11 protein-coding genes are annotated in these 9,655 nt (G+C 41.8%); 7 read left to right on the top strand and 4 right to left on the bottom strand.

Annotated elements, in window-relative coordinates:
* Positions 1-94: 94 nt before the first annotated feature.
* Positions 95-517 (bottom strand): YugN family protein, encoded by a 423-nt coding sequence (locus ACSW3C_RS20075; protein WP_486564865.1) that lies wholly within the window; start codon positions 515-517, stop codon positions 95-97.
* Positions 518-699: 182 nt separating this feature from the next.
* Between ACSW3C_RS20075 and ACSW3C_RS20070 the strand changes: the two genes are divergently transcribed.
* On the top strand, positions 700-1,323 hold the full coding sequence (locus tag ACSW3C_RS20070) for a TetR/AcrR family transcriptional regulator (protein ID WP_486564864.1): 624 nt from the start codon (positions 700-702) through the stop codon (positions 1,321-1,323).
* A 20-nt stretch (positions 1,324-1,343) separates the two neighbouring features.
* Entirely contained in the window at positions 1,344-1,853 is a 510-nt protein-coding gene (locus ACSW3C_RS20065) for a GNAT family N-acetyltransferase (protein ID WP_486564863.1), read from the top strand.
* A gap of 86 nt (positions 1,854-1,939) precedes the next feature.
* Here the strand turns inward: ACSW3C_RS20065 and ACSW3C_RS20060 are convergent, their stop codons facing one another.
* Both ACSW3C_RS20060 and ACSW3C_RS20055 read right to left on the bottom strand, forming a co-directional pair.
* Positions 1,940-2,395, bottom strand: coding sequence for an SRPBCC family protein (locus tag ACSW3C_RS20060; RefSeq protein ID WP_486564862.1), 456 nt, complete (start codon positions 2,393-2,395; stop codon positions 1,940-1,942).
* A 24-nt stretch (positions 2,396-2,419) separates the two neighbouring features.
* Complete coding sequence (locus ACSW3C_RS20055; RefSeq protein WP_486564861.1) at positions 2,420-4,087, bottom strand: FAD-binding protein; 1,668 nt, start codon at positions 4,085-4,087, stop codon at positions 2,420-2,422.
* Positions 4,088-4,356: 269 nt separating this feature from the next.
* Here ACSW3C_RS20055 and ACSW3C_RS20050 point away from each other — a divergent pair, with 269 nt between their 5' ends.
* Entirely contained in the window at positions 4,357-4,875 is a 519-nt protein-coding gene (locus ACSW3C_RS20050) for a DUF2512 family protein (protein WP_486564860.1), read from the top strand.
* A gap of 22 nt (positions 4,876-4,897) precedes the next feature.
* On the opposite strand, the gene ACSW3C_RS20045 is transcribed toward ACSW3C_RS20050, so the two are convergent.
* Positions 4,898-6,121 carry an MFS transporter gene (locus ACSW3C_RS20045; protein WP_486564859.1) on the bottom strand — a complete coding sequence of 408 codons (1,224 nt, stop codon included), beginning with the start codon at positions 6,119-6,121 and terminating at the stop codon, positions 4,898-4,900.
* Between the two features lie 203 nt (positions 6,122-6,324).
* Here ACSW3C_RS20045 and ACSW3C_RS20040 point away from each other — a divergent pair, with 203 nt between their 5' ends.
* From ACSW3C_RS20040 to ACSW3C_RS20025, 4 genes are all read left to right on the top strand, one after another.
* Positions 6,325-7,245, top strand: coding sequence for a phosphotransferase (locus ACSW3C_RS20040; protein WP_486564858.1), 921 nt, complete (start codon positions 6,325-6,327; stop codon positions 7,243-7,245).
* Positions 7,246-7,413: 168 nt separating this feature from the next.
* Entirely contained in the window at positions 7,414-8,271 is an 858-nt protein-coding gene (locus tag ACSW3C_RS20035) for an MBL fold metallo-hydrolase (protein ID WP_486564857.1), read from the top strand.
* Positions 8,272-8,424: 153 nt separating this feature from the next.
* Positions 8,425-8,610, top strand: a complete 186-nt coding sequence (locus ACSW3C_RS20030; RefSeq protein WP_486564856.1) for a hypothetical protein — start codon at positions 8,425-8,427, stop codon at positions 8,608-8,610.
* Between the two features lie 153 nt (positions 8,611-8,763).
* The gene (locus ACSW3C_RS20025; protein WP_486564855.1) at positions 8,764-9,636 is read left to right on the top strand and encodes a YitT family protein; all 873 of its coding nucleotides are present in this window, start codon (positions 8,764-8,766) and stop codon (positions 9,634-9,636) included.
* Positions 9,637-9,655 lie beyond the last annotated feature (19 nt).

Genomic DNA, 9,655 nt, shown 5'->3' with positions numbered 1-9,655 from the left:
AAAGTGACTTTGTCTACAGTCTGAAGCATTCCGTCCAAGGAAAGACGGAATGCTTTTTTAATATTATATGAGAGAAGGGATAGCAGCCTGCTTCTTAAATAGGCACAAAAGTCAAGCCGGAAAGTGTTTTGTTAATTACTTGCTCGGCATCCTCTGCCCAGCTGGATTTCTTCTCGATTGGGGCATCCTTGTCGACAGGTTTCTGGAATTGCTCCAAACCCGTCACAGTTAGAACAGCGCTTTCTTCTTCGTCGAGCCCGATGTTAAGAATGTGTTTAATGATAAACGGTTTCTTAAAAAGCAAAAGGGCGTCTTGCTGATCCAGTTCACCTTGAATGACATCGAAAGGACAGCGCAAATAAATGGTCACACCACCCCGCTTGTACAATATTTTATCAAATAATCCATTGTCATAATCCCAGTTTCCCAAGATTAATCCCTGGTCTCCGAAATGATCGCATATTTCCCCGTAATATGCCTGCTTGCCTTCCAGTTCTGTTTCTGTTAAAAATATCAAACTAATCCATCCCTTCGTTTGCTGTTTCTTCCGTCTTTACCCAATTGATAGGTTTATAAACTGCTAGCTTGGTAGACGTCTTTCACATAACTAAAAGAAAGAGAGGATGTAGATGTTCAATACGGCGTGGTTGCGTTATGATAGGAGGAAGAAAAGTATATAGGCCAAAAGGAATGAGTAAGATGACATTCAAAGAGAAACGAACAGTGCAAATTTTACAAGCGGCTTATAAAGTGTTTGTAGAAAAAGGATTTGAGTGGGCCACCATGCAGGACGTGGCAGAGGAAGCGGGGCTCGGTGTCGCCACTGTGTTCCGTTATTTTCCAAAGAAGAACAAACTAATTATCGCGGTGATAGTCAAGCTATTGCAGGAGAGGCTGGCTTCCTTTGAGCGAATATATGAAAATGAAGGAACCTGCTACGAAAAATTTGAAATGCTGTTGAATCATTTCATTAAAGTGAGTGACTCCGTGCTTTGGAATGATATGAAGCTGCTGGAAGCGTTCGAAACGTATGCTGCATTTGCACAGGAACCGCTTGAGGATATTGCAGACTACCACCAGGCATATGCGAATATTACCAATGTTATTGCGAAGATTATTGAGGAAGGTAAGCATGACGGCTCCATACGTCCCGAAGTGGCAAATGCGGACACACTGGGGGCCATCTCGAATATATTTGGCTTGTTTACACGAAAGCTATCCTTCTTTGAAAGTGTCCAGATGGAGGATATGGTCATTTTGCCGATTGAACAGGCCTTGAGGATTCGGGATATCTTCCTCGACTATTTGAAACCAGTGAATTGATAGGATGGGGGCATGGGAAATTGAAGAAACTTACACGTTCTGCAGTCTCTTTACGGAGATTGGTCATGGAAGATTTTGAAACTGTAACAGAGTGGAGCCGGGATGAGCTGTTCTGTTTAGCGAATGGTTGGGAAATCAATCGGCAACCGGAGGAGATGCTCAGCTGGTGGACACGATGTGTAGAAGGAATCTCTGAGGATTTTATTCGACTGGGAGTGGAATACGAAGGCCAATTAGTCGGTTATGCGGATTTAGTTATAGGCAAAGAGGAAAGCGCTGAATTGGGCATTGCTATCGGTAATCGAATGGTCTGGGGAAAGGGGATCGGCGTCTTGGCAATGCAATTGTTGATGGAATATGCAATGAAAGAACATGGCATTCGTTTGTTTCATGCAGAAACACATGAATCCAATCAACGAGCCCGCCGGATGCTGGAGAAGTTACGTTTCCAGGAAGTAAGCCGAAATGGAATGGAAGAACATAACGAGGTCAGCCGTTTATTGCAATTTTCGTTGGATAATAACGATTAGAAAGAGGGAAACCGGTGTGCATCGGTTTCCCTCTTTTTGACTTGAAAATAATTGTTCTGTTAAGACTTGTTAACCTACTCGAAATGTTAGACGGTAACGCCTTCAATTTCGTTAATTTTGGCAGCAATCGCTTCAGTCAACTGTTGAGCGGTTTCTGGCACAAAGTTCTTTAGAATCGTATTAATCATCGCGCCCATCATGCCGCCTGCCGTAATATCCAAATGGCCAGTCATACGTGTCGCTGTATCTGAGATTTTTTCCGCTTCGAAATAGCCGCCTCCGGTGAAATTATCGGAAAGACCTTTCAAGTCAAATGTGACTTTCGATGGTTCGATCCATTCTTGAATGTCAATTTGGAGCTTGACGGTTTTCTTCATGAAGCCCAAATCTCCTTTGAATTTCCATGTAGATTGCTTCTCGCTTAAAATTTCGTGCTCAATATATCCAGGAACAAGAGGCGCCCAGTTGTTCATGTCGCTTACAAAGTTCCAGATGTTTTCGATAGGTACTTGCAATTCTACTGTATGTGTTCCGTTTGGCATGTTCATTCACTCTTCCTTTTGTAATTATAAAGCTAATGCTTCCGCTTCTTTGATTTCACGTGCTTCCTTGGCGCCGACTTCCTTGCCGACGATATAGCCCATTGTCATGGCTGGTCCGATCGTGCCGCCTGCACTTGTATAGACTGGCCCTAAAATACCCATTGCGGCGTTGCCCGCTGCGTACAGACCATCGATGACATTCCCGCGGAGGCTGATGACTTCACCTTTTTCGTTGATGCGTGGTCCGCCATTTGTTCCTAGGGCACCGAGGTGGACAGGTATTGCATAGAAAGGACCTTTTTCAATTTTTCCGAGGTTCGCTTCGGCGTTTCCACCGCCTCCAAGAATGTTCTCAAAGTGGGTTGTCCCACGATTGAAGTCTGGATCTACCCCGTTCTCCACATGTTCATTCCATCGGGCAACTGAAGCTTCTAAACCGTCTGGGTTAACACCGATTTTCTCCGCCAGCTCACGTAAGGAGTCTGCGCGATCGACCCACTCAGGAGCCTCTTCGCCAGGCATCATCGTGATAATCATTTGGGAATCCTTCAATTGCTGATCAAAGATCATCCAGTTTGGTGCTTCGTTCGGATATTCAAGTGCGACAGGATCGTACTCAAAGAACGAACGGGGCAGGTCGTTGTATGTAGTTCCTTCGTGTGCAAAACGTTTTCCGTGCTTGTTAACGATAATACTGTTTGGACCAAAACGGCCGCCGCCTGTCTGATTCATGATATGGTCTTCGTATTCAAACGTTGGATCTTGCATCGTTGGATAATACCAAGCCTCTGACATGTTGCCGAGTGCGGCACCCGCCTCCATTGCCATAATCAGTCCGTCGCCTTCGTTGCCAGGAGGGGACATTGGGTGGGTGACATGACCCTTCAAGAATGTCTTTATCAATTCCTGATTCCATTCAAAACCGCCGGAAGCGAGTACGACGCCTTTCCGTGCGCCGATGAAGATTTTTTCTCCATCCTTCTCAGCGACGACTCCAATGACCTTGCCTTCATCATCAAGGACAAGCTCTTTACCTGGTGTGTTCAGTTGGATATCAATACCGCGATCAAGGGCACCTTTTAATAACGCACCAATCAGTGAGCGGCCCATAGTGACAATATTGTTTTCCATCCGCTCCGCAATTTTCATGAAATCGATTCCGCCTACTGCGCCGCCTTCTGCAAGTGTAAGTGGAGGAAATACAGGGTTTTGGCGTACGAGCGGTCCCCATTCACCAACTTGGTTCAAGTAGAATGGTTCCGGATCTAATGATCGCGTACCGTTTTTCAACGCTTCCGGAAGGTGTCCGTAGTATTCGGAATAGCCCTTTGGCGTCGCAAAACGGACGGGTGTATTTTCATGTAAATAGTCGATCATGACGTGGCCATTGTCGACGAAGAGGTCAATAAACTTTGGATCTGGCTCTTTTCCCTGCGTGAGCCTTTTAATAAATGTAATTGCGGATTCACGGTCATCCTCAATTCCCGCTTCTTGCATGTAACGGTTCATAGGAATCCAAGGTACACCGCCTGAAAACGCAGTCGTCCCGCCAACTTGATGAGTTTTTTCCAGCATTAACACTTCTGCACCTTGATCTGCTGCCAAAACAGCAGAGACAAATGCGGCACCTCCAGTACCGAGTACGACGACATCGACTTCGCGATCCCATGTTGCCGGTCTTTTTGCAGGCATAACAATTCCCCCAATTCTTTACTATTCTAGTTTTTTCATAAATGATAGTAACGCTATCATTAGGTACAGTGTACTGCATCATATTCAGTAAAATCAACAAGAATTTGATAAAATTTACCTAGTTTAATATAAGTATATAGACTTATAAGATAAGTAAATTTGATTTTTTCATACAAATCGATATTTATTGAACCTGTTTTGAAACGGTGGTAACAATGGATAAAATGTGGAGGATTGGACAGCCTAACAAATAGGGAGGAGATTGAATTATGTATTCTGGAGAAGGCAGTTATGTAAAAGGTTTTTTTGTCAAATGGCTGATGACACTCGCTATTCTTTGGATCATCTTGACTGGCATTTATAACGTCCCTATTGTGAGTACTCTATTGATCAGTATCGTTGTAACCGGCATAGGTTATGCAGCGGATATCTTTATCATGCCTTTCCTCGGAAATCCGCTGGCAGCAGCAGGGGACTTTGTTTTAAGTGCAGTGATTATATGGGTAATGGGTTTCTTTCTGTTTCCAGTGACAGACAGACTTTTGCTCATATCCATCATTAGCAGTGCAGTACTAGCGTTAGGCGAGCTTGCTTTCCACCGTTATATGGCCACGAGCGTATTTGATCAAGAGACGAACTCGGAGCCATGGGCGGATAATCATCCGTACTTTGATTATGACCGGAATTTGCGTGCGGAGTTCGGTGAGGAATTTGATTTGGACGAAATGCGCCGTTCCCATGAAGAACGAGAGAAAATGAAAAAAGAAGATGAAAAAGAGAACCCGTAAAATTGGCGGGTTCTCTTTTTGGTTAATGGATTTTTGGCAGTGCGGGCGTTTTCTGTTTGGCGTAGCGCATGGATACGATAAAAAACAAGGCAGCACTGAGGAAACGAAGTGCAGAATTGATATACATGGCCATATCGACACCAAGATGTTCCAAAAGCCATATGCCAATTTGCGGCGCAATAAATGCAACAAGTGACAGCAATACATTGTATGTTGTAATGCAATAGGTTCTCACCTGTTCCGGCGATTGTTCTAACAGAAGATTGAACAATAACAATACTACCCCAGCGAGGAAGAAGCCGGATGATGTTTGGATTACAGTAATATAATACAAATTCGTGGACAAAACAGTCAAAAATGGCGTGGTTGCCATCCCAATGGCGGCGTACACAAAGACAAGCGTATTAGATTGCCGATCTGCCCATTTCTTCCAAAGAGGAAAGGAAAGAAACTGGGCAAGCATACTGCCGACCGAGAACATACTGATCCAAAAAATTGTCGCTCCGACAACCCGGACATGATAAATATTAAAAATTCCCCATGCCATTTGCCAAGCAAAGTTGAAAAATAAAGCAGCGATCAAAAACCAAACATAATTCGAGTGCCGGAAAATAGACCAGTCCATTGTTTTATTTTTCTTCATCGGTCCTTCTTTTTTCACAACAGGTTCCTCATGCTTCAGAAGCAGGAAGACTTCCAGCATACCGAAACAAAATGCGATTCCGAAGAGCACTTGGTAGGCGGTCGCATTGGAAGACGCATCTTTCATGATCAATCCGATCAGTAGGGTAGATACCAGTCCCACGATCGTTAGAAGCCGATTTCGGTCACTGAAAAAAGAGCCGCGATTTGATTCCTCGACCAACCCGCTGATGAACGTCTGCCAACCTATGTTCGCGACAGTATTCGGCAAACTCATGAGTGCAATGATGACAAGGAAAATCCAAGCCTGTGAAGGGGTTGGAAAATAAACCGTCATGATAATCAAAATGAACAACAGCCGTGCAAACAAAACCGACATCGCAACAAGTCTTTTCTGTGCAATGGCCCGATTCAGCAAGATGGCGGCTGGAATCGTCATAAGCAACGCCATGAGCGGAGGGAGGGAACTGATCAGCCCAACCTGGTAATTGGTCGCCCCTAAAATTGTAATTGCAAAAATAGGGAAGAAATTGTTGGAAAAGTTTAACGCAATAGTCGAAGCCATTCCATGGTAAATACTTATTTTCTCATTATACGTCCGCATGCTGCATCTCCATATTGGTAATTTAGTCAATTAACTCAATAGAATTATAACGCTGATTTTCCGGAAAACAAGAGTTTCTTGGATTGAAATGATTTATTGTTGAACACTGAAATTTAATATCAGAAAATTTTTTAGTGGAATGTGGAGTTTTTTGTGTATAATGTTGGAAGTATGACAATTTGCTGATAATAGGAGAATTAGAAATGAATAGTTCACATCTTTTGAAATGTTTTGGTTTTGAACTGTCAGAAGAGCAAGATAGCATATATGCATTTTCACCTGTATATAAAGTTGACAATAAAATAGTAAAACGAACACAATATCCGATGGAAAGCGCAATAAATCTTATCAAATACACCACCTACTTAAAGGATGCAGGCATACCTATTGTGACACCGGTAAACCTTCAGACCAGCAACCCGCAACAAATAGAGGAAGAAGTATACATATGTTATCCCTATATTGATGGCGAAACTTATCGAGGTGAACAAACAGAGATAAAGCAAGCTGGTGAGCTTCTTGGTGAGATTCATTCATTGTCTTCAAAAGATAATGCGTTTAATTTAAACAAATATGATGTGTTTGATTTTACTCATGAGGAAGTTGATGAACACTTAAAAGAAATCGCTAAAAATGCTGCTACTTGGAACATTGATTTTGATATGCAATGTTTACGAAATCGGTTATTTACAGCGGTAGAAAATCAAGAAAAACTAAAGAATGCTTCGTTAATATGGATAGAAACGCCTCACGACTTTAAAGCAAATAATTTAGTATTCACTAAAAAACCTATAGTAATAGATCCCGATAATGCGAAGTGGATTCCACGTATATTTGACTTGGCTCTAGCTTTATTATTATTTCATAATGAACTCTCTTCAGCGCCAAATAGGGTATTTACGCCAATAGAATGGCAGCTCTTTCTCGAAGGTTATAATGTACATCAAACCTTGACATGGAACGAAAAAGAAATGTGGCAAGCAGGTTTAATACATGTATTTTTAGATGAAGTCATGTGGTTGTTAGCTGAAGTACAGGAAGATTGGCTGCGAGTTGAACAAAGAGAGTTGTTTGTGAGTTTATTAAATATGATTACGAACGCTGAAGAGTACAGGCTGATTTAATCAAAATTCACTGAAAAATAATTTGAGTATTGATAAGACTAAAATACTTTAGGAGGTACAAGTCCAATGGTAAAACACCAATAATCCGAGAAAATCCCTAGTCTATCGCACTTAGAATATACATGTAGATTTTCTCGTTCAAAAAAATAAGAATTGAGGAGACAGAACATGTTAAAAAAATTAAGTGACACCATATATTATTTGCCGAATCAAGATGATAAAGAACGGCCGACATTAGGACTAATTTGCGGTGAACAATACAGTTTGCTAATAGATGCTGGCAATTCAACTAAGCATGCGAAAATTTTCGTAAATGAAATTGAGAAGTTAGATGTACCGCCAGTCAAATACTTGGTGATCACTCATGCACATTGGGATCATTTTCTAGGTATGAGTGAAATGGATGCTACGATCATCGTTAACAGGCAGACAAATAGGCGCTTAAAGCAATGGCAGACGTTTTCCTTTGATGATCAATCCCTCCAACATTATGTTAATAGTAATGAAATGAATGATTTTTGCCGAAAAATCATTCAGGAAGACATACCTGATCGAGATCGTTTTACTGTGCCGTCTCCCGATATTATATTTGAGAATACTCTCACGATTGACCTGGGGAATAAAGTATGCCATCTCGAACAAATAGTAAGTACGCATACAAACGACTCTACCATCGTGTATATTCCGGATGAAAAGGTGATTTTTTTAGGTGACAGTGCTTACGGAACGACCACAAATTCTTTATATCATTTCAAACAATCATTGTTGCTGCCTATGATTAAAGATATTCAGAAATACGACGCAGAATGGTTCTTGCTCGGACATGAATCGATCTGCGATGTAGAAGAAATGGATACGTATTGGAGAGAACTAACAATGGCAAGCGAGGCCGTGTTGACAAACTCGATGCAAAAATCGATTGACAACTTTACTAAAGCAAATGGACGAGAACCCAATGACAATGAAAAGTTTTTCATTCAAGCCTTCGTAAATGATCGTATTCTTCAAATGAGAAATGATTCATGAATATCACTTGCTTTCTCATAAGATCTTAGTGGAGGTGTCTTTTTTGTGGGAGCAGGATAAATACTTTCAAGTTTCTAATTGATAAATGCTTTCAATTAGGTTATGATGTAGTGAGAATAATTCTCAAGACATGAACTGGAAAGGGTGGCAGGAATGATCCGTCTCATATGGGTTGCGATAATGACTGGAATTGTCTTTGGGGTATCGACGGGATATGCAGTAAATGGTTGGGATATCGAAGGTGCCATGGCCGGCTTGTTATCCATTGTCATACTTGCTGGTGTTTCCACTTTATTTTACGTGAAATATCGGAGAACATTACAAGAAAGCCATTCGTAATAGGATATAGAGAAAAAACATCAGCGCTTGCTGATGTTTTTTTATGGTTATACTAGAAATGGGTCTCATTGATCATTTCAAATTGTGTGTAGATCAGCTACAATTTGTTCTATTGCCTAATGAGTGCAAGATTGACAAGTGCAGGAGGTATTTATGTTTTTTATTGAAGCGAAACGGATCATAGTCGTAATATTCGGCTCTTTGTTATTGGCGATTTCATTAAATTTCTTTTTGATTAACGCTAATGTCTATGCAAGTGGTTTTTCTGGGGCAGCTCAACTTGTATCCAGTATATTAAAGGACCATTTTGAGATTTCAGTGAGCACAGGAATTCTGTTGCTCCTCTTCAACATCCCTGTTTTCATTCTCGGGTGGTTCAAAGTGGGCAGGGGATTTACGATTTACAGTATCGTATCTGTACTATTCGCAACGCTGTTTCTCGAATTGCTACCGGTTTTGTCGCTTTCGGATGATATCATATTAAATGCAGTTTTCGGTGGTGTCATTGCTGGGGTTGGCGTCGGTTTATCGTTGAAGCTGGGTGCTTCTACTGGCGGCATGGATATTGTGGCGATGGTTCTCTCTCGGCTGCAGGATAAGCCGATTGGTACGTACTTCCTCCTACTAAACGGAATCATTATCGTCCTGGCGGGATTTTTATACGAACCCGAGAATGCACTGTATACGATGATCGCCCTGTATGTGACTACAGCAGTGATTGATATGCTCCATACTCGCCATGAGAAAGTGACCGCGATGATCATTACGCGCAAAGCTGATGAATTGCAGAAAGCCATTCATGAAAAAATGGTGCGTGGGATTACAATTCTTCCTGCAAAAGGAGCGTACTCAAAAGAAGACAAAAATATGATGTATCTCGTGATCACGCGATATGAATTGTATGATTTAGAAAAAATTATTAAAGAAGTCGACCCACAAGCGTTCACCAACGTTGTCCAGACTGTCGGGATTTTTGGTTTCTTCCGCAAGGACGGGGAAGACGTGCAAAAGGCAGCGGCGAAATAAAAAAAACCAGCAGACGCTG

The sequence above is a fragment of the Sporosarcina sp. AD_1 genome, from assembly GCF_057373025.1.
Note: the sequence above shows the minus strand (reverse complement) of the source record. Positions and strands in the feature narration are given on the sequence as shown.

Bases quoted from the DNA above. Each gene is read 5' to 3' on its own strand.
- ACSW3C_RS20070 (WP_486564864.1), top strand. From the start codon at position 700: ATGACATTCAAAGAGAAACGAACAGTGCAAATTTTACAAGCGGCTTAT.
- ACSW3C_RS20060 (WP_486564862.1), bottom strand. From the start codon at position 2,395: ATGCCAAACGGAACACATACAGTAGAATTGCAAGTACCTATCGAAAAC.
- ACSW3C_RS20055 (WP_486564861.1), bottom strand. From the start codon at position 4,087: ATGCCTGCAAAAAGACCGGCAACATGGGATCGCGAAGTCGATGTCGTC.
- ACSW3C_RS20050 (WP_486564860.1), top strand. From the start codon at position 4,357: ATGTATTCTGGAGAAGGCAGTTATGTAAAAGGTTTTTTTGTCAAATGG.
- ACSW3C_RS20045 (WP_486564859.1), bottom strand. From the start codon at position 6,121: ATGCGGACGTATAATGAGAAAATAAGTATTTACCATGGAATGGCTTCG.
- ACSW3C_RS20040 (WP_486564858.1), top strand. From the start codon at position 6,325: ATGAATAGTTCACATCTTTTGAAATGTTTTGGTTTTGAACTGTCAGAA.
- ACSW3C_RS20035 (WP_486564857.1), top strand. From the start codon at position 7,414: ATGTTAAAAAAATTAAGTGACACCATATATTATTTGCCGAATCAAGAT.
- ACSW3C_RS20030 (WP_486564856.1), top strand. From the start codon at position 8,425: ATGATCCGTCTCATATGGGTTGCGATAATGACTGGAATTGTCTTTGGG.
- ACSW3C_RS20025 (WP_486564855.1), top strand. From the start codon at position 8,764: ATGTTTTTTATTGAAGCGAAACGGATCATAGTCGTAATATTCGGCTCT.